The 18,446-nt window shown below is 73.3% G+C and carries 20 protein-coding genes; 9 read left to right on the forward strand and 11 right to left on the reverse strand.

The features are described 5' to 3' along the window. A partial coding sequence (locus VGL20_20975; protein HEY2706163.1) for a hypothetical protein occupies positions 1–1,020 on the reverse strand: 1,020 nt, incomplete at its 3' end. Between the two features lie 499 nt (positions 1,021–1,519). On the opposite strand from VGL20_20975, the gene VGL20_20980 reads away from it, so the two are divergent. The 5 genes from VGL20_20980 to VGL20_21000 all read left to right on the forward strand — a co-directional run bounded on the left by VGL20_20980 (position 1,520) and on the right by VGL20_21000 (position 5,901). After that, entirely contained in the window at positions 1,520–2,593 is a 1,074-nt protein-coding gene (locus tag VGL20_20980) for a hypothetical protein (protein HEY2706164.1), read from the forward strand. A 141-nt stretch (positions 2,594–2,734) separates the two neighbouring features. Next, a complete protein-coding gene (locus tag VGL20_20985) occupies positions 2,735–2,929 on the forward strand; it encodes a hypothetical protein (protein HEY2706165.1) in 195 nt (64 codons plus the stop codon). A 38-nt stretch (positions 2,930–2,967) separates the two neighbouring features. Beyond that, positions 2,968–3,273: a hypothetical protein gene (locus VGL20_20990; GenBank protein HEY2706166.1), complete on the forward strand. Its 306-nt coding sequence runs from the start codon at positions 2,968–2,970 to the stop codon at positions 3,271–3,273. A gap of 4 nt (positions 3,274–3,277) precedes the next feature. Beyond that, the gene (locus VGL20_20995) at positions 3,278–3,817 is read left to right on the forward strand and encodes a hypothetical protein (GenBank protein ID HEY2706167.1); all 540 of its coding nucleotides are present in this window, start codon (positions 3,278–3,280) and stop codon (positions 3,815–3,817) included. A 92-nt stretch (positions 3,818–3,909) separates the two neighbouring features. Then, a complete protein-coding gene (locus VGL20_21000; protein ID HEY2706168.1) occupies positions 3,910–5,901 on the forward strand; it encodes a heavy metal translocating P-type ATPase in 1,992 nt (663 codons plus the stop codon). On the opposite strand, the gene VGL20_21005 is transcribed toward VGL20_21000, so the two are convergent. Further along, positions 5,898–6,278, reverse strand: a complete 381-nt coding sequence (locus VGL20_21005; protein ID HEY2706169.1) for a hypothetical protein — start codon at positions 6,276–6,278, stop codon at positions 5,898–5,900. The genes VGL20_21000 and VGL20_21005 overlap by 4 nt on opposite strands. A gap of 242 nt (positions 6,279–6,520) precedes the next feature. Here VGL20_21005 and VGL20_21010 point away from each other — a divergent pair, with 242 nt between their 5' ends. Next, a complete protein-coding gene (locus VGL20_21010; protein ID HEY2706170.1) occupies positions 6,521–7,378 on the forward strand; it encodes a 5'-3' exonuclease in 858 nt (285 codons plus the stop codon). Between the two features lie 94 nt (positions 7,379–7,472). After that, complete coding sequence (locus VGL20_21015) at positions 7,473–7,712, forward strand: hypothetical protein (protein HEY2706171.1); 240 nt, start codon at positions 7,473–7,475, stop codon at positions 7,710–7,712. Here VGL20_21015 and VGL20_21020 read toward each other — a convergent pair. The 7 genes from VGL20_21020 to VGL20_21050 form a co-directional block, all read right to left on the reverse strand. Then, positions 7,678–8,733 carry a hypothetical protein gene (locus tag VGL20_21020; GenBank protein HEY2706172.1) on the reverse strand — a complete coding sequence of 352 codons (1,056 nt, stop codon included), beginning with the start codon at positions 8,731–8,733 and terminating at the stop codon, positions 7,678–7,680. The genes VGL20_21015 and VGL20_21020 overlap by 35 nt on opposite strands. After that, complete coding sequence (locus VGL20_21025; protein ID HEY2706173.1) at positions 8,727–11,144, reverse strand: glycosyltransferase; 2,418 nt, start codon at positions 11,142–11,144, stop codon at positions 8,727–8,729. Before VGL20_21025 ends, VGL20_21020 begins: the two co-directional genes overlap by 7 nt. Positions 11,145–11,249: 105 nt before the next feature. Next, positions 11,250–11,540, reverse strand: coding sequence for a hypothetical protein (locus VGL20_21030; GenBank protein HEY2706174.1), 291 nt, complete (start codon positions 11,538–11,540; stop codon positions 11,250–11,252). A gap of 43 nt (positions 11,541–11,583) precedes the next feature. Further along, the gene (rpoD, locus tag VGL20_21035; GenBank protein ID HEY2706175.1) at positions 11,584–12,699 is read right to left on the reverse strand and encodes an RNA polymerase sigma factor RpoD; all 1,116 of its coding nucleotides are present in this window, start codon (positions 12,697–12,699) and stop codon (positions 11,584–11,586) included. A gap of 91 nt (positions 12,700–12,790) precedes the next feature. After that, complete coding sequence (locus VGL20_21040; protein ID HEY2706176.1) at positions 12,791–13,168, reverse strand: zinc-ribbon domain containing protein; 378 nt, start codon at positions 13,166–13,168, stop codon at positions 12,791–12,793. 323 nt (positions 13,169–13,491) lie between these two features. Then, complete coding sequence (locus VGL20_21045) at positions 13,492–13,743, reverse strand: hypothetical protein (protein HEY2706177.1); 252 nt, start codon at positions 13,741–13,743, stop codon at positions 13,492–13,494. Between the two features lies 1 nt (position 13,744). After that, complete coding sequence (locus VGL20_21050; GenBank protein HEY2706178.1) at positions 13,745–14,032, reverse strand: stage V sporulation protein S; 288 nt, start codon at positions 14,030–14,032, stop codon at positions 13,745–13,747. 165 nt (positions 14,033–14,197) lie between these two features. Between VGL20_21050 and VGL20_21055 the strand changes: the two genes are divergently transcribed. After that, positions 14,198–14,476, forward strand: coding sequence for a hypothetical protein (locus VGL20_21055; GenBank protein ID HEY2706179.1), 279 nt, complete (start codon positions 14,198–14,200; stop codon positions 14,474–14,476). A 76-nt stretch (positions 14,477–14,552) separates the two neighbouring features. Continuing rightward, positions 14,553–15,884 carry an acyl-CoA desaturase gene (locus tag VGL20_21060; GenBank protein ID HEY2706180.1) on the forward strand — a complete coding sequence of 444 codons (1,332 nt, stop codon included), beginning with the start codon at positions 14,553–14,555 and terminating at the stop codon, positions 15,882–15,884. A 10-nt stretch (positions 15,885–15,894) separates the two neighbouring features. On the opposite strand, the gene VGL20_21065 is transcribed toward VGL20_21060, so the two are convergent. Together VGL20_21065 and VGL20_21070 are read right to left on the reverse strand one after the other, a co-directional pair. Next, positions 15,895–17,502, reverse strand: coding sequence for a GMC family oxidoreductase N-terminal domain-containing protein (locus tag VGL20_21065; GenBank protein ID HEY2706181.1), 1,608 nt, complete (start codon positions 17,500–17,502; stop codon positions 15,895–15,897). Between the two features lie 37 nt (positions 17,503–17,539). Continuing rightward, the gene (locus tag VGL20_21070) at positions 17,540–18,445 is read right to left on the reverse strand and encodes an alpha/beta hydrolase (protein ID HEY2706182.1); all 906 of its coding nucleotides are present in this window, start codon (positions 18,443–18,445) and stop codon (positions 17,540–17,542) included. Position 18,446 lies beyond the last annotated feature (1 nt).

Below are 18,446 nucleotides of genomic sequence, written 5' to 3' on the forward strand. Positions count from 1 at the left end.
CGGCGGGTTCCAGTTGCCGTGGTGCTGCGGGAAGAACACCTTGGCGCCGATCTCCTCGGCGTAGCGGCGCTCGTCGATCATCCCGTTGACGTAGTTCTGCAGCTCGGCGATGCCGCCGATCTCGACGTCCGGCTGCTTGGAGTCACCGAGGTGACGGAGTGCCGCCTTGACCTCGGCCATCCCCGGCTCGAGCGGATCGAGCGAGCCCGCGGAGCCGTGATGGATGAGGGTGAAGCCCTTCCACCTGAACATGTAGAGCAGGTTCCCACCCTCGTAGTACTGGGTGGAGGCGAAGTCCACCGCCGACTGCGGCGTCGGCGGGTTCTCCGTGTCGGGGCTGAGGTCGGGGCCGGTGTAGCCCTTGTCACCCTCGAGGCTGCCCGGGTAGGGACGCACCTGGGTGTGCTTGATGTTGAGCACGGTGACGTCGAGGCCGGGCGGCCCCTCGTCGGGCTTGCCGGCCGCGCCCCAGGGCGTGTAGATCGGCGGCTGCACCGGCGAGCCGTAGCTGTCGATGCCGGTGAACGGCTTCCCGGCGGAGTCGCGCACCATCACGCAGGTCGGCGCCGCCAGGCCCTTCATCGCGGCGTCATGGGTGGCGAAATCGCAGACGGGCTGCCCGCCCACCAGCTTCGCCCCGGTCGCCGCGGTGATCCGGCTGGCGTGCCGCATCTGGTCCAGGTGGACGTGGTTCTGGTAGATGTACTCCGGCTTCGCCGCGATGATGTCGTCGAGCGACGCGGCCGTGGCCTTGTTCGCACCCTCGCTGAGCGAGTCCATCACCGTGGAGTCGAGCAGGACCACGTGGCCGCCGAACGACGCGAGCCACGTCGTCACGCTGACCCACTTGATCCGGACCTGGTCGGGCGAGTTCCAGCCCGGGCCCAGGAGCTTGGTGCGCATCGCCGTGGTGGGGTCGGACTGGTTCTCCGCGGACACCGCCGCGCTCCCCGCGGGAACCAGCGTGGCAGCGGCGGTGAGCGCCGCAAGCGCCCAGCGGCCCTTCAGTCGAGATCGCATGTGCATGTCATCCCTGTTGGAAGTGGTTCTCACGACGCATCTGCGGACGTTCGCTGTCGTCTCTCCTGGTGCAGAACCTCCTTCTCCCCTGGTTCACGCGGGAATCGACGGACGCGCGTCTCCAGTCACGTCGACGTCCTCGGACAGGACACCGTCACCGCTCATGGCCCCAGTTGGCAGGTGGTCCGATGGCAGCGCATGCTAGGCAGCCGCTCGCGGCACCGTCCATACCTGCAAACGCATGGTCTGCTTGTCCAAAAATCCTAGCCCAGGATGGGGTTTTCGGTATGCATCTGAGCCCACGCACAAATCGCGAGGGGCCCCGATGGGGCACCCGGCACAGCCCGCCCTCGCGCCGCCGTCAGCCCCCGGCACCGCATGCTCCGGGTATGTCCAGAGGCTCCAGGTTGCAGTGGACGGTGTCACCGCCGTCTGCACACGGCGGTGGCTCGGAGTGCGCCCTCCCCCGACGGAACGTTCACGATACACTGCGCCAGCAATGCGCAGGTGGCGACTGCCGATTCTCGTCCTGCTCAGCGTGAGCGTGGCGGGATGCGTGAACGACATCCCCTCCGATCAGCCGCCCGCGGTGACCGCGCGGCCGGCGCCGAGCGCGGCTCCGCCCTCGCCCGTGCACCTCGTCGTGCTGCAGCGGCACGCGGACCCGGCCGGTGGCGATCGCATCGCCATCACCGGGCGCGGCGGCCGGCTGGAGGCGGAGGCGACGTTCCGGCCGCCGCCGCCGCCCTCGCGGCCGGAGCCGCAGGTGGCGGCCGGTGCGGTGCACTTCCTCGACGCCGCCGGGATGGTGCGCCGGCTCTCGCCCGCGGGGGGACCCGCCCAGGCGGTCGCGACCCTGCCCCAGCCCGGCGCGGGCGCCGTGGACTTCGCGGTGAGCCCCGACGGCGGCCGGGTGATGGCCTCGGTGCTCACCCCGGCTGCCGCCCGCGGCCGGGCGGGCCGGGTGGACCTGCTGCTGAGCGTCGCCGGCGGCGCCGCGGCGCTGCTGCGGCGGCTTCCGGTCCCCGCCGGGGCGACCACCGCGCTGCGCGTGGCCGGGTGGGACGTGGCCGGGCCGGTGGTGGTGCCCGACGCCCCGATCACGCCACCGCCGGGCACGGACGGCGGCGGCCTCTGGCGCGGGCACCCCGCCCACGCCGACCTCCGCGGCGCCGTGGGCCCGCGGCTGGGCGACGCCGCCTGCGCCCTGTCACGGGTGCAGCCGGATGACGGCCTGCTCTGCGTCGGCACCGACGGCGCCGGCGGGTCGGTCGCCGCCGTCTACAGCGAGGGGCAGCTGCTCCACCGCTTCGCGGGGGTCGGCGCCGCTCCGCTGCTGGCTCCCGGCGGGGAGCGGGTCGCATCCACGTCGGGGGTGGGACGCGGCGCGGTCGAGGGCGTCGACGGCCGCACCGAGGTGCTGGCGGCCGCCGCCGGCGCGCCGGTGGCCTGGCTCGACGCCGCCACCGTGGTCGGGATCGGCACCGGCGGGCTCACCTCGGTGGCGCTCGACCCCACCGGCCGGGTCGTCGAGCTCGGCATCACCGGTGAGGTTGCCGGCGTCATCCGCTGAGCCGGGGGGCGGGCTGGCTCCGCCGGGGGGCGGGCTGGCTCCGCCGGGGCGCTGCTTCTGCGCGAATTGGTGATCGTCTATGATGGAATTACTGTGATAATGGCTATCAATTTACATGTCATGAGGAGGCCGAAAACCACGATGTCCACGTTCCGTACCTGTCCCCGCTGCGGCCAGTGGCACGGGGCGGATCGCTCCTGCGACCAGCAGCTCGCCCTCGCAGCGCTGAGCCGGGCCGGCGGCGTCGAGCAACGCGGCGCCGACGTGGCCGAGAACGAGGCGGTGCACCGCTACCGGGCCCGGCGGGGTCCCCGCGAGGGTACGGTGAACGAGTAAGTAGATCATTAAGGGACACCGCCCATATACTCACCGCCGTGGCGAAGCAGTTCGCGAAGGCGGTCGGGGCCGGCCTCGGATGGGGCGTCGGCATGGGCCTGACGCTGGGCGCGACCGGCAGGCTCGGCGGGGGCCTGCGGCCGCTCCTGAGGTCCGCGATCCGTGCGGGACTGGCCGTCTCGGACCGGGTCGCCTCGACCGGGGCGGAGGCGTGGGAGCAGGCCCAGGACCTCTATCACGAGGCCGTCGAGGAGCGCCGCCACGGAGTCGCCGCGCCTCGGAGCGCGCAGGCCGACGGCAGCAGCGACGGCACCCGGACGCTCTCCATCCCCGGCGGCGGGTAGATCGATGCAGGTGTCGGCGACCGTGCCGCACGCCACCTCGTCGCGGCTGCGACTGCGTCTCGAGGGTGACCCCGACGAGGTCGCGGGCCTGCTCGAGCGGGTTGCGAGCACGGCGGCGGCGCACCCCGGCGTCAGGTCCGTGCGCACCGACCTCCGCACCGGCTCGGCCCTGCTCACCTGGGACCCCGAGCAGCTCGACCTGCCGGCAGCCATCGAGCTGTGCCGCAAGGCGCACCAGGCGCTCCGCGACATCGCTCCGCCTCAACTCGTCGGCGCCGTCGAGCGGCCGCTCAGCGAGGCCGCGTCGCGGCTGCTGGATCGGGTCTCCACCGCGAACCGGCGAGTTCATGACGCAACCGGCGGAAAGGTCGACCTGCGCTTCCTGGTGCCGGCGGGGTTCGCGGCGCTCAGCCTGCGCCAGCTGCTGCGCACCGGGCCGGCGGTCGGGTCGATGCCCTGGTACGCGCTCGCCTACTACGCCTTCGACAGCTTCGTGAAGCTGCACGGCGACGGCGAGCCGTCGCTGCCGGAGGCGGCGGCCTGATCGCCACCCTCCCGCGGACGCCGACCGAGGCGGTCGCGACCCGGCTCACCTGCACGGTGGCCCACCGCACCGCGACCCGGATCCGCCTTCGGGTGGCGCGGTGCGACGCCGAGGCCGCCGCCGGGCTCGCCTCCCGCCTCGCCGCCCATCCGGAGGTCGAGGCGGCCCGCTGGTCGGCGGCGAGCCGGAGCCTGGTCGTCGAGCACCGTCGCGGGCGCAGCGTCGAGGACCTGGTGACGTCGCTGCCCCACCCCGCGCCGGCGACGCCACCGGCGGCACCGGCAGCTCCGCTCTGGCGCCAGATGCTGCTGCCCGCGGCGGCGATGGCGGCGGGCCTCGCCGGCGCGGCGCCGCTGTCGACCGTGGTGATCGCCGGGTGCGCGGCCCCGATCGCGCGCCGCGCGGCGCGGAGCCTGGGCCGGCGCCACCTCTCCGTCGACGTCCTCGACCTCGCCGCGGCCGGCATCCTCCTGGCCACCGGCGACGTCCTCGCCGCCGGCGCCGGCGTCGGGCTGGTCGAGGTCGGCGAGCGCATTCGCAGCCGCGCCGCCGGCCAGGCGCGGGGAGCGCTGCGCGGCTGGCTGCGGGCGGATGCGCGCGGGGTGCGCCTGCTCGGCGAGGGCACCGAGCCCCGTGTCCCGGCCGGCCAGGTGCGCCCCGGCGACCGGGTGGTCGTCTACGCCGGCGAGACCATTCCCGTCGACGGGGAGGTGGTCGCCGGGGAGGGCCTGATCGACACCCGGACCTGGACCGGCGAGCCGATCCCCCGCCGGGTCACCGCGGGCGTGGAGCTGCTCGCCGGCGCCAGCGTCCACGACGGGCGGCTGGTGATCGCGGTGCGCGCGGCCGGCGGCGACACCCGGGGGGCGCGGCTCGCCGCCGCCCTCGAGGAGACCCTGTCCGCCACCACCCGGGTCTCCGACATGGCCCGGCGCATGGCCGACCGCTTCGTCCTCCCGGTGGTGCTGGCCGGCGGAGGGGTGCTCCTCGCCACCGGCGACCTCTCGCGGCTGGCGGCGATGCTCATCGTCGACTTCGGCACCGGGGTGCGCATCTCCATCCCCACCGCGATCCTGGCCGCGATGGTCGCCGGCGCCCGCGAGGACATCCTCTTCCGCAGCGGCCGCGCGCTGGAGGAACTCGCCGGCGTCGACACCGTGGTCTTCGACAAGACCGGAACGCTGACCACCGGGCAGCCGGCCGTGATCGCCGTCGAGGCCGCGCCGGGCTGGAGCGGTGACGAGGTGCTGCGCCTCGCCGCGGCCTCGGAGGGGCACCTTCCCCATCCCTTCGCCCGCGCCATCCGGCGGGCGGCGCGGCGCCGCGACCTGCGGCCGCCGGAGCCGCGATGGGTGCGGCACCGCTGCGGGGGAGGGGTCGTCGCCGAGGTCGAGGGCCGCACCGTGGTGGTGGGCGACCGGCGCCTGCTCCTGGATGAGGGGGTGGCCTGCCCCGCGGTCGGTGCGGCGGGATCGTCGCTCGCCGCGGTGGCCGTCGACGGCCGCTTCGCCGCCTGGATCCGGCTCCGCGACCGGCTGCGTCCGGAGGCGCCCGCGGTGGTCGAGCGGCTGCGCGGGCTCGGCATCCGCCACATCGTCATCGCCAGCGGCGACCGGCCCGGGGCCGTCCGTGCCGTCGGCCGCCAACTCGGGGCGGACGACGTGCGGGCGCGGCTCATGCCCGAGGACAAGGTGCGCCTCGTCCGCGACCTCCGCGACGCGGGACGCCGGGTGGCGGTGGTGGGCGACGGCATCAACGACGCCGCCGCGATGGCCGAGGCCCACGCCGGCGTCGCCCTGTCGCGCGGCGCCGACCTCGCCCGCGAGGCGGCGGACGTCGTCCTCGCCGGCGACGACCTCGTCGTTCTCGCCCGCGCCGTCGAGCTCTCCCGCACCACGATGCGGCTGGTGCGCCAGAACGTGGCCCTGGTCGCCGCCCCCAACGCCGCCGCGCTGGGACTGGCGACGCTGGGGATGATGCCGCCGCTGCTGGCGACCGCGGTGAACAACGGCTCCACCGTGGTCGCCGCCGCCAACGGCCTCCGGCCGCTCCGCTCCCGCCGGACCGGCCGGCCCCCGGGCTAGGCGCTCGCCGCCGGCGTGGCCGTCCGTCCGGAGGTGGACCTCCGCGATGAGCGCGCCGCCGGACGGCGGGTCGTGTGAGCCGTGGTGTCGGCACCCGAGCGTGCCGTCGACCGGCCACGGGTGGTGGAGGTGCGCCGAGGTTGCGCCTGCCGCCGGCCGGTCGCGCCACCGCGGGACTCGGCGGTGCCGGGGATGCCGCCGATCGCCTTCTGGAGCAGCGGCGCGGCGGCGACCACGGCGGCGACGGGGGCGCTGAGGACGTCGACCACCCCCAGGGCGGCGGCGCCTCCCATGAACATCAGCTGTTTGCGGCTGAGCGACGGGAGCGGCACGGTGATGCTCCGGGAGAACGTGGGCACGGGCACGACGATCTGCACGGTGGACCTCCTCTGTTCAGGAAGGGGACGAGCGGCGGCGCCGGCCGGTGGCGGCGCCGGGCGACTGGGCGACGCCCGGCCTGCTGAGCATCTTGACCTGCCTCAGCCCGTGCCACGATCGGAGCCTCCGCCGCAGGTTAAGGTTTTGGTGCAAGGACAATATCATTAAGCATGTAACGCAGCGTGTCGTCGACGAGGGCCCGCGGCCGGGGCCGCGCCGCGGGGCTGGCATCATCCCGGGCGTGGCCTGTGACTGGCTCCTCATCGACGGCTCGAGCCTGATCTTCCGCGCCTTCTACGGCGTCCCCGCGGCGAGCGTGCGGGCCCCCGACGGCGCCGCGGTGAACGCCGTCCGAGGCTTCCTCGAGAGCCTCGCCCGCCTGGTGGTGCAGCGGCAGCCGCGCCACCTCGCCGTGGCCAGCGACGAGGCCTGGCGGCCGGAGTGGCGGGTGGCCCTGATCCCCGCCTACAAGGCCCACCGCGCCGACGAGCCGGTTCCACCGGGCCTGATCCCCCAGCTGCCGGTGATCCGCTCCCTCCTCGACGCCATCGGGGTCGACGTCGCCGGCGTCGCCGAGTACGAGGCCGAGGATGTCATCGCCACCTGGACGGCGCTGGCCCCGGGCTCGATCGAGGTGGTCAGCGGTGACCGCGACCTGTTCGCTCTCGTCGAGGACCCGCGGGTGCGGGTGCTCTACCCGGAGCGGTCGGGGCTGGCGCTGATCGACGAGGCCGAGGTGACCCGGCGGTACGGCATCCCCGGGCGGCGCTACGCCGACTTCGCCGTGCTCCGCGGCGATCCCTCCGACGGTCTCCCCGGTCTGCGCGGGGTGGGCGCCGGCACCGCCGCGCAGCTGATCCGCCGCCACGGCGGGGTGGAGGAGATGCTCCGTGACGCGCGGGTGAGCGATGCCGACCGCGACTACCTGGACCGCGCGATGCGCGTGGTCCGGCCGGTGCTGGACCTGCCCGTCCGCCTCCCCGAAGGCCGTCGCGACGGCTATCCCGCCGACCCGGAGGCGCTGGCGGAGCAGGCCGCGCGGACCGGGATGGAGAGCACCTGCGCCCGTCTCGTTGCGGCACTGTCGAGGATGCGCTGACCGGGCGGGGCGTATACTCACCATCACAACAACCACAATCCCACAGACCCGGACGGCCGGCCGCCCGTGGGCATGGCGCTCGGAGGGCAGAGGCATGATCGACGGGCGTGATCGGGAGGAGCCGGGCGAGGTCTTCCTGGCGGCGATGGTGGCGAAGGGCGGGATGTGCCCCTTCTGCGACCGGCCGGCGGGCGACGGCGTCAACGGTCACGGGCGCTTCACCCTGGCCTGGTGCGCCACCGCGTGGCGGGCCGCCGGAGCCGAGGACCGCTGGCTGCGCGCGCACCCCACCGCGGAGCTCACGCTCCGGCGGGCAGTGCCTCCGCTGGGCTGAGCCGGCGCGCCAGGGCGACCACGTCGTCGAGGAGCGCCTGGGCGCCGACGACGTTCGACTCGGCGCCGGAGTTGCCGCTGACCCGGTGGCCGTCGACGCCGTCGCCGACCCGGCCCGCCACCCGGTCGTAGACCGGCCGGCCCGCGGGGTTCCGTCCGTCGAACCAGCCCCGGGCGGCGGCGGCGAGCGCGGCGTACCGCGAGTCCCCGGTGACCTCGGCGACCCGACCGAGCACGTGCACGGCCGAGGCGACGTCGTACGGCTGGGTGCGGGGCATGTCGAAGCCGGCCTCGACGATCCCGGCGAAGACCAGCTCGGCGCTGCGCCGGGCGGTGTCGACGAGGTCGTCGCGGCCCAGCCGGGCGCCGGCGTCGGCGAGCGCCGCCTCCTGGAGGTGTCCCCAGAGGTGGGGATGGCCGCGCTCGAGCGGCGCGTTCATCAGCATGCCGCCCCGGCGGCAGCCCGCCACCTCGTCGCACCAGGTGGCGAGCAGCCGGCCGATGCCGCCGTCGTCGGCGCGGTCGGGCAGGGCGAGCGCGGTCATGATGTGGAGCACGCGCACGTCGGGCGGGGCCTCGGCGTCGGCGATGTGGGGCAGGCCACGGTGCAGCGCGGACTCGATGCGGGCGTCGTCGAGCACGCGCGACGCCCGCGCCAGCGCCAGCAGCGCCCGAGCCTGCCAGAACACGCCCCCGGCCACCGAGGTGCGCGCGTCGCGATTGGCGGTGCCGTCCCAGTCGACGATGAAGTTGACCCAGCGCCCGTCCTCGTCCTGCATCGCGAGCACGAACTCGAGCAGGCCCTCGCACCAGCGCAGCGCCCAGGGCAGGCGGGTGGCCTCCCAGAGGTCGCAGTACAGCTCGAGCCCACGGGCGGCGTCATCGACGCAGGCGACGCCCTCGAAGCCGGCCTCGCGCGCCGCCACCGCGGTGTTCGTGGCATCGGAGTACACCGCGAGGGCGAGCGCCCCCGTCCCCAACCCGGTGACCGGGCGGCCGAGCCGCGCGATCTGCCTCAGCACGGGCGCATCTGCTCGAGGATCTCGCGGACGCTGAGATCGGCCGCGGCCATGCAGCTGTCGGCGGCGCCGTAGTACAGGCGGATGGTCTCGCCCTCGGGGTCGAGGGCGACGTGGCCGCAGGAGAACACGGTGTCGTTGAAGAGCCCGGAGCGCTCGTACGGCTCGGTGGGCACCAGGATCGGCTCCGGCGAGCGCGCGATCACCCGGCTGGGGTCGTCGGCGTCGAGGAGCAGGCCCCCCATTGCGTAGCGGGTGTCGCGGTCGACTCCGTGGTAGATCTCCAGCCATCCCTCCTCGACGCGGAAGGGGACGGCGCTCGCGCCGGTGCGCAGCCCGTCCCACATCCCCGGCCGGGGCAGCGCGAGCGGACGGTGGTCGCCCCAGTGGACCAGGTCCTCCGAGAAGGCGATCCAGATGCCGAGCACCCGCCCGAACGACTGCGGCATCGGCCGGGTGAGTGCCGCGTACCGGCCCCCGGGACGGCCGGGGAAGATCACCACGTCCTTGTGGTCGGGCAGGAACATCACCCCCTGGCGCTCGAAGCTGCGGAAGTCGGTGGTGGTGATCCGGCTGGTGGTGATGCCGATGCGGCTCACCGAGACGTAGGTGATGTGCCAGACGCCGTCGATCAGCGTCGCCCGGGGATCCTCGCAGCCGTACTCCTCGAAGCGGTTCGCCGGCGAGATCGACGGCGCCTCCTCGACCACGAAGTGGACGCCGTCGCGGCTGCGCGCGACCCGCAGGTGCGACATCTGGGTGAGCAGGTCGTTGAAGTCGTCGGCCGCCGCGCTGAAGCCGCCGGTGGCGGTCTGGTAGCGGATCGAGCGCGGGTCGCTGAGGTCGAGGCCGGGGAGGTTGCGGGGCAGGTAGACCTCGACCACCCGCGCCGGGCGGCTCTCGGAGTCGAAGAAGGCGACGCTGACCAGGTCGTCGCCCCGGAAGCCGGCGGCCAGCGGCTGGAGCGTGGGCTCCTGCCCGGTCAGGTCGAGGGTGAGGGCGCCGGGCGGGGGCGCCGCGCCGAGGCGGGGGCGCTCGCCGACGCGCAGCAGCAGCACCACCTCGTCGCCGACCTGGGCGGCCGCGGCGTTGAAGACCGACACCACCTCGAGCCCGGGGAGGGAGGGGCTGACGTCCGCAGCGGTCAGGATGGGGTTCTCCGGCAGCCGGTGCCCCAGGTCCCGAACCGGCGTCGCCAGCGCCGCCCGGCGGGTCTCCGCCGTGGCCTTCCTCCGGGCCGCCATCGCACCCACGATGCCGAGGAACGCCTGGGCCGACCGCGGCCAGGTGGCATCCCGCGCGTACGCGAAGGCGGCCTGCTCCAGCGCCCGCTTGGCCACCGGGTCGTCGAGGATGGCCACGACCGCACGGCCGAGCTGGCCGGGGTCGCGGGAGTCGACGAGCACCCCGCGGCCCCCGGCGAGCGCCTCGGTGGCGTGCAGGTACCGGGTCGACACCACCGCCTTGCCGGCGCCGAGCGCGTAGGAGAGGGTGCCGCTGGTGATCTGGTTCGGATCGAGGTACGGGGTCACGTACACGTCGGTGGCGAGGAGGAGCTCGATGATGTCGCGCTGGCTCATGTACTGGTCGATGAAGGCGACGTGGTCGTCCATCGCCAGCTGATGCACCCGCGCCACCAGGCCCTGCCGGTACTGCTCGCCCTGCGCGCGCACCAGGTCGGGATGGGTCTGGCCGGCGACCAGGTAGAGCGCGTCCGGATACCGCGCCACCACCTCGGGCATCGCCTCGATCATGTACTGGAGCCCCTTGCGCGGGTCGACCAGGCCGAACGTCGAGACGATGGTGCGGCCCTGGACCCCCAGCTTTCGCTTGAGCCGGTGACGTCCGCGCGGCTCGATCGCGGGCATCCCGTGGGGGATGACCCGCAGCGGCGTGGTGATGTCGTAGTCGGTGGCGAGGATGTCGACCGCGGTCGACGCCATCACGATCACCTCGGTGCTGAGCTCGGCGATCGCGCGCACCGCGGTGCGCATCGACGGCGACGGCCGGGGGAGCACGGTGTGCATCGTCGTCACCACCGGCTTGCGCAGCTCCTCGAGCAGGGGACGCAGATGGTCCTCGTACCCGCTCTCGGTCCAGCGGCCGGCGGTGAACGTCGGCTCCGTCCAGGTGCCGTACAGGCCGAACTCGTGCTGCACGTTGACCAGGTCGGCGTTGGAGGAGTTGATGGAGCGCGCCGCGGCGCGGTAGCTCTCGACATCACCCTGCCGGATCCGCCACCGCACCTCCGACCCGTACGGTCGCAGCACCGCGGGCTCGTCGATGGCGGCGAGACGGCAGGTCACCGACGGATCCGCGCCGCGCACCGCACTCACGAGATCGGCGGTGAACGTCGCGATGCCGCAGCGGCGAGGGATGGCGGAGGAGATGAATGCGATCCGGATGTCAGCCACCATACGCCTTCCCGTGTGCAGGCGTCGAAAACCGAAAAGATCCGGCAGGAGCGGGAAAACCCGTCCCCGGGCCTGACATTTCAGGGCCGCACGTGGCCCCGCGGTTCAGCGGCGGCGGAACCAGGAGCGTCCGGGGCGGTCGGGCGCCTGCTCGTGGGGGAGGCGTCCGTGCTTCCCGCGGTAGCAGTCCATCTCGCGGGCGATGGTGGCGAGATTCGCCCGGTCCTGCGGCTGCAGCCCGTCGGCGCGCTGCAGCTCGGCGAGGTATGCGTAGGCGCTGATCTCCGCACGGTGACAGGCGTTGAGGAAGCCGGTCATGTCGCGGCCGCGCGCGGCCTCGGACGCGCGGCGCATCAGCTCCTGCTTCCTGTCGTCGAGCGTGTTCACCGTATTCACGGTAGCACCTCCCGAGCGACCGCGGATGACGGCCGCGTACCGGTCATTCGAGGAAGTCGGTCAGCCGTCCCCGCCGCGCCGGATGACGCAGCTTGCGCAGCGCCTTGGCCTCGATCTGACGGATGCGCTCGCGGGTGACGCCGAAGCGGCGCCCGACCTCCTCGAGGGTGCGCTGCTGTCCGTCCACCAGGCCGAAGCGGAGCTGGAGGACACGGCGCTCGCGCGGTGTCAGGGTGTCGAGGACCTGCTCGACCTCGGCGCGCAGCATCGCCAGCGAGGCGATCTCGAGCGGCGCCGGCGCCATCTTGTCCTCGATGAAGTCGCCGAGGTGGGCGTCGTCCTCGGTGCCCACCGGGGTCTCGAGCGAGACCGGGTCGCGCGCGATCGCGACGATCTCCCGCACCCGGTCGGGGGTGATCCCCATCTCCTCACCGATCTCCTCGTCGGTGGGCTCACGTCCCAGCTCCTGCACGAGGCGGCGGGAGACGCGGATCTGCTTGTTGATGCTCTCCACCATGTGGACGGGCACGCGGATGGTCCGCGCCTGGTCGGCGAGGGCGCGGGACACCGCCTGGCGGATCCACCAGGTCGCGTAGGTCGAGAACTTGAAGCCGCGGCGATGGTCGAACTTCTGCACCGCGCGGATCAGCCCGAGGTTGCCCTCCTGGATGAGGTCGAGGAAGGACATCCCCCGCCCCATGTACTTCTTGGCGATGGAGACGACCAGCCGGAGGTTCGCCTCGGTGAGCCGGCGGCGGGCGTCCTCGTCGCCGAGCTCGATCGCGGTGGCGTACTCGACCTCCTGCTCCTTGCGCAGCAGGGGGACGCGACCGATCTCCTTGAGGTACATCCGCACCGGGTCGTCGAGCGCGGCGGAGGCGAAGGCCTCGGCCTCCTCGACCGCGTCGGCGTCGGCGTCGTCGACGCTCTCGAAGTCGCGGTCGCCGTCGGACACGTCGATGCCCATCTCGCGGAAGACCGCGAAGATGCGCTCGAGGTGGTCGGGGTCGGCCTCGAGGTCGGGAAAGCCGGCGAGGATGTCGTCGGGTGTGAGGTGGCCCTGCTCCTTCCCCTTGACGATGAGCTGCTCGGCCGTGCCGACCAGGTGATCGCTCGGAGTGGGGACGACGGGCGCGGGCCGCCCGCCCGGCTTCGTCATGGACACCTCCCGCCGATCACTGCGGCGAGCACGCGTGCCCGCCGCAGCGATTCCGGCGGACCCTGTGCGACGCCTCTACGGTTGCGCCGTGTCAACGAACTCCGCTACTGAAGCAGTCGCGGCAGTAGACCGGGCGATCGCCGCGCGGCACGAAGGGAACCCTGGCCACGCCACCGCACGAGGCGCACTTGACCTCGTGCATCTCACGCTGGCCACCGCCGTAGCCGCCGCCGCCGCCGCCACCGCCGTAGCCGCCGCCGCCACCGCCGCCGCCGTAGCCACCGTTGCCGCCGCCGCCGGGCCGGCCGCCGCCACCGCCCCCGCCGGCCGCCTTCCGGGCGCTGCGGCAGTCAGGGCACCGGCTGGGCGCGTTGGTGAGACCGCGAGAGGCATAGAACTCCTGCTCTCCCGAGGTCCACGTGAAGTCGACGCCGCAGTCGCGGCAATGCAACACCTGATCGGCCGACATGGACTAGTTCTCCCGATGGCGCCGGCAGCGCCGCTGAACTGAAGCTGCGGTAGGCGCGATGGCACCGTTGGCAGCGATGACGCGGAAGCCGCGATCGGACACCACTCTGTCGGTAGTGTCTGCCCGCACCTGGTGTCTCCTGCCTCCCAACGTCATGGACACGCGTGTCCGTGCGAGAAGGCAACAACGACCGCGGGCGGGATCACCTCTTCTGAGGTGTCCACCGGCCACACTACCACGTTGCCATCACCAGCGGTGGGCCCTCCGAGCTCCCGGCACGCGGTGGGATCATATCGGCTCGGACGGGGCGTCCCGGCGATGGCTCAGGTGCCCTCGGCGAGCCGGCGGTGACCGCCGGCGAGCACCCGGAGGATGTGGGCTCCGGAGGAGTCGAGCACGACCCACCCCTCGAGGGCGAGGTTGGCGAACACCCGGAGGCACACCTCGGGATCGCCGTCGTGGTGAAGCTCGGGGAAGTCCCGGGTCCAGACCGCGGACCGTCCCTCGGCGAGGAGCTCGGCGGCCCGGCGGAGGACGTCGGATTCCGCCATCGGCGGCCGGGGGTCCGCGGCCACGTCAGGGCACTCCGCGCCCATCGCGCGCCGGCCGGATCTCGACCACCAGCCGGATCCCGGTCCGCACCTCGCCGTCGATCTGGATCTCGACGAAGGACGGGGTGCAGCACAGCTCGATGCCGCCGGGGGCGACGTAGCCGCGCGAGATGGCGATCGCCTTGACCGCCTGGTTGACCGCGCCGGCGCCGATCGCCTGCACCTCGACCCTGCCCGCGCTGCGAATCACGCCCGCGACCGCACCCGCCACCGAGACGGGCCTGGAGGTCGCCGAGACCTTGAGGATCTCCACTGTGACCCCAGGGTGACAGATCCCCCGCCGGAGCGGCGGCCCCGGCGGCCCCGGCGGCCGGCGGCGGGCGGAAGGCCGCCTCGTGCGGACCCCCGTCCCGGCGGGATGGTAGGGTTGTGGTTGTTGTTATGGTGAGTGTTGATCGCTGCTCTCGGAGGACCCCGGATGCCTCGGGCGGAGGCCGTCGAACTGATCGTGCGTGGAGAGAGGGTGCGCCTGCGCAAGGCGGACGTGATGCGCGCGGTGGGTAACGGCGGGTTCGGTGTGGTCCGGCAGCACGCCGTGGAGATCGACCGGCGGCTCTACCCGGTGAAGGAGGTCTTCGCCCGGGCGACGGGGATCGACGTGCTCGACTTCAACACCACCCAGGCCCGGGCCGCGCTGCGGCGGCTCGGCTTCGAGGTGCGGACCGTCAGCCCGCTCGGCCATCGGCGCGGAGTCTGACGCCCCCCCGCGGCGCCCGCGTCGCGCCGTCCGCCTCGCCCCTCCAGGGGCATCCGAGAGATCGAAGGGTGTGCATATGACAATCGCGGTCGACGTCTCCGTCCGCCCCTCGCGCACCAGCGCCGGGACCGCCGACTACGCCCAGCTCAAACGGCTCATCGCCGCTCGGGGGCTGCTGGAGCGGCGCCCGCTCCGCTACCTGCCGCAGGCGGTGGCGATGATCGCGGTGCTCGCCGCCCTGGTCGCCGGGATCGGCCTGCTCCGGTCCAGCTGGTGGGTGCTGGTCCTCGCCGCCCCCGCCGCCTTCCTGTTCGGCCAGCTGGGCTTCCTCGCCCACGAGGCGACCCATAACCAGATCCTCAGGACCTCCCGCCAGAACCACGTCCTCGGCCTCTTCCTCTTCGACCTCTGCCTCGGCGGCAGCGCCGGCTGGTGGGCCGAGAAGCACAACCTCCACCACGCCCAGCCCAACCGGCTGGGCGTCGACCCGGACATCGACGGCGGCCCGATCGCGGTCAGCCCCTGCCAGCTCCCCCAGATCACCGGCGTGAGCCGGGTGATCACCCGCCACCAGGCGTCGGCGATCTGGGGGCTGCTCACCGTGGAGGCGGTGCTGATCCGGCTCCAGACCGCCGGCTACATGCTGCGGCGCTCGGGGCGCAACGCGACCGTCGAGGCGGTCCTGCTGCTGACCCACGCCGCCGCCTACGCCGCGGCCCTGATCCTCGTCCTCGGGGTGGGCCGGGGCCTGCTCTTCGCCCTCGTCCACCAGCTGCTGCTCGGCCTCTACCTCGGCCTCGCCTTCCTCCCCAACCACACCGGCATGACCCTGCTGGAGAAGGACGAGGAGATGGACTTCCTCCGCCGCCAGGTGCTCACCTCCCGCAACCTCACCGCCAACCCGATCACCGACTACCTCACCGGGGTGCTCAGCTGCCAGATCGAGCACCACCTCTTCCCGACGATGCCGCGCTCCCAGCTCCGGCGGGCCGCGCCGGTGGTGCGCGGGTTCTGCGAGGCGCGGGGCATCGCCTACCACGAGACCGGTGCCCTCAGGGCCTACGCCGACATCTATCGCCACCTCCGGCTGATCGCGTCACCGCTGCGCGGCAGGGAGGCGCGGGCGTCTCGGAACGCCCCCATGCCAGGCGACGATGTGGTGAAGCCCGGTCAGATGGCGGCCGGATCTGTCACCGTGGACATGTCTCCTCCCCCCGGATACGAGGAAAGCACTGTGGACTACGGACTCAAGCTCGTCAAGGTCGGCGGAGAGACGCGCTGGGCGCTCCACGACGGCCGGAAGGTCGTCGGCAAGCTCTTCGAGACCTACGGCCAGGCCGCCGCGGAGCGGACCAGGGTGCAGGGCCGCGAGCAGGCGGCGGCCAAGCTCGAGGCACGGGCCGAGTAGCCGTCGGTCTCTAGGCGCTGCTCCCCGCCGGTGTCGCCACCGGCGCGGCGGCGGTGCCGGCGCCGCGGATGAGGTCGGCCGCCTTCTCCGCGATGGCGATGGTGGGGGCGTTGGTGTTGCCCCGCACGATCGTCGGCATGATCGAGGCGTCCACCACCCGGAGCCCGTCCACCCCGTGCACCCGCAGCTCCGAGCTGACGACGGCGCCGGGGTCGGATCCCATCCTGCAGGTCCCGGCGGGGTGGTAGTTGGTGAGGGTGCACCGGGCCAGGAAGGCGCGCACATCCCGGTCGGACAGCGAGTCCGGCACCTGGTACGGGCTCTCGCAGTAGCGGTCGAGCTCCGGCCGCCCGCCGATCTCCATCAGCAGGCGGATGCCGTCGCTCATGCTGCGCATGTCGTTCGGCTCGGTGAAGTAGTTGTGCCGGATCACCGGCTTGGCGGTGGGATCCGCCGAGGCGAGCACCACCTCGCCGCGGCTGTCGGGCTTCAGGATGCAGGTGACGATCGTGAACCCGTGGTCGGGTGGCGCCGTCAGCCCCTCGTCGAGGTACATCACCGGGGCGGCGAGCAGCTGGATGTCGGGCGCCGGCATGCCCGCCTGGGTGCGGTGGAAACCACCCGCCTCGGCGATGTTCGAGGTCAGCGGCCCGGTGCCGCTCTCGACGAAGGCCTGCAGGTTCTCGGCGGTGGCGGCGGTGAGCAGCGAGACCGGCTCGGAGGTGGTCCACACCGCCCCGCAGAGGGGGTGGTCCTGGAGGTTCCGGCCGACCCCGGGGAGGTCGGCGACCACCGGGATCTGCAGGCGGCCCAGCGCCTCGGCGGGCCCGATGCCGGACAGCATCAGCAGCTGCGGCGAGTTGTAGGCGCCGCCCGCGAGGATCACCTCGCGGCTGGCCCGGAACTCGAGGGTCTCGCCGAGCCGGCGGCCGGTGACGCCGGTGGCGCGGCCGCCCTCGACGAGCACGCGGTGGACCTGGACCCAGGTCTCGACGGTGAGGTTCGGCCGTCCCATCGCCGGGTGCAGGTAGCCGATCGCGGCGCTGCAGCGGCGGCCGTCCCGCTGGGTCACCTGGTGGAGGCCGACGCCGTCCTGCTCGGCGCCGTTGAAGTCGTCGTTCAGGGCCAGCCCGGCCCCCTGGGCGGCCTCGAGGAAGGCCGGCATCATCACGTTCCGGGAGCGGCCGTCGGACACCGCCAGCGGCCCGCCCACGCCGTGGTACTCGGAGGCGCCGCGCTCGTTGTCCTCCGCCCTCCGGAAGTAGGGGAGGATGCCGTCGTACCCCCAGCCGGCGTTGCCGAGCTCCTCCCACTCGTCGTAGTCGACCCGGTTTCCGCGCATGTAGATCATCGCGTTGCACGACGAGCAGCCGCCCAGGGTCCGGCCCCGGGGGAGGTAGATGCGGCGGCCGTTGCAGAGCGGCTCGGGGGCGCTCGAGTAGTCCCAGTCGAGCGCAGTCTTGAACAGGCCGCCGAAGGCCACGGGGACGTGGATGCTGTCGAGGGTGTCGGGTCCACCGGCCTCGACCACCAGGACGCTGACGTCCGGGTCCTCGCTCAGCCGCGACGCCAGCACGCAGCCGGCCGACCCCGCCCCCACGATGATGTAGTCGTACACGGTCATCTCCTCTCCTCTCCTGGTGCCGGGATCGTGATCAGCCGGCGTGCGCGGGCACGGGCGAGCCGATGAAGTCGAGGACCAGACGGTTCACCTCGTCGGGCCTCTCCAGCTGCATGAAGTGCCCGCAGTCCTCGAGCACCTCGACCCGGCACTCGGCGGTGCAGTAGGCGGCGCCCTCGTGGAAGTGCTCGGGGATGAAGAGGCCGTCGTCGGCACCGGCCATGAACAGCGCCGGGGCGCCGAGGTTCTCGCCGGTGGTCGCCATCTGGGCCTCGATGAGGTCGTCCGACTGGCGGGTGCCGTCGACGGTGCATCGGTAGTAGCCGACCGCCGCCTCGAACACCTCGGGGCGCGACAGCATGGCGCGGATCCGGGCCATGTCGTCGGGGTCGATCGCCAGCCCCGGTGACCAGTCGCGCCAGATGTTCTCGATGGCGGCGCAGTCGTCCCCGCTGAACGACATCTCGTAGATGCCGGGCAGCTGGAGGTACCACATGTACCAGGAGCGCTTCATCTGCTCCCAGTCGGTGATCAGCTTCTGGAACGCGAGCGCGTTCTGCGGGACCGCCATGCAGACCACCTTCGCCATCCGCTCGGGAGCGAGGATGCCGGCGCCGCAGGAGGCGACCGATCCCCAATCGTGACCGATGATCACCGAGCGCTGATCGCCGCCGAGGGCGTCGAGCAGCGCCAGGGCGTCCAGCGCCAGGGTGGCGCACTGGTACTGGTTGTCGGGGGCGAGGCCGGTGGGGTGGTAGCCGCGCATCCACGGCGCCACCGCGTGCCAGCCGGCGGCGGCGAGGGCGGGGAGCATGTGCCGGAAGGTGGGCGCGTGGTCGGGGAAGCCGTGCAGGCAGAGCGCGAGCGGACCTCCCTTCGGCCCCGCGTCGATGTAGGCGAAGTCGATCCCGTTGGCGTGGACGCGTCCCGTCGGCTCCATG

The organism is Candidatus Dormiibacterota bacterium (genome assembly GCA_036495095.1).
Taxonomy (GTDB): Bacteria; Chloroflexota; Dormibacteria; order Aeolococcales; family Aeolococcaceae; genus CF-96.

Coding starts and splice junctions, on each gene's coding strand:
- VGL20_20985 (HEY2706165.1), top strand. CDS start 2,735: ATGTCCACGTTCCGTACCTGTCCCCGCTGCGGCCAGTGGCACGGGGCG.
- VGL20_21070 (HEY2706182.1), bottom strand. CDS start 18,445: ATGGAGCCGACGGGACGCGTCCACGCCAACGGGATCGACTTCGCCTAC.
- VGL20_20995 (HEY2706167.1), top strand. CDS start 3,278: ATGCAGGTGTCGGCGACCGTGCCGCACGCCACCTCGTCGCGGCTGCGA.
- VGL20_21055 (HEY2706179.1), top strand. CDS start 14,198: ATGCCTCGGGCGGAGGCCGTCGAACTGATCGTGCGTGGAGAGAGGGTG.
- VGL20_21060 (HEY2706180.1), top strand. CDS start 14,553: ATGACAATCGCGGTCGACGTCTCCGTCCGCCCCTCGCGCACCAGCGCC.
- VGL20_20980 (HEY2706164.1), top strand. CDS start 1,520: ATGCGCAGGTGGCGACTGCCGATTCTCGTCCTGCTCAGCGTGAGCGTG.
- VGL20_21040 (HEY2706176.1), bottom strand. CDS start 13,168: ATGTCGGCCGATCAGGTGTTGCATTGCCGCGACTGCGGCGTCGACTTC.
- VGL20_21015 (HEY2706171.1), top strand. CDS start 7,473: ATGATCGACGGGCGTGATCGGGAGGAGCCGGGCGAGGTCTTCCTGGCG.
- rpoD (HEY2706175.1), bottom strand. CDS start 12,699: ATGACGAAGCCGGGCGGGCGGCCCGCGCCCGTCGTCCCCACTCCGAGC.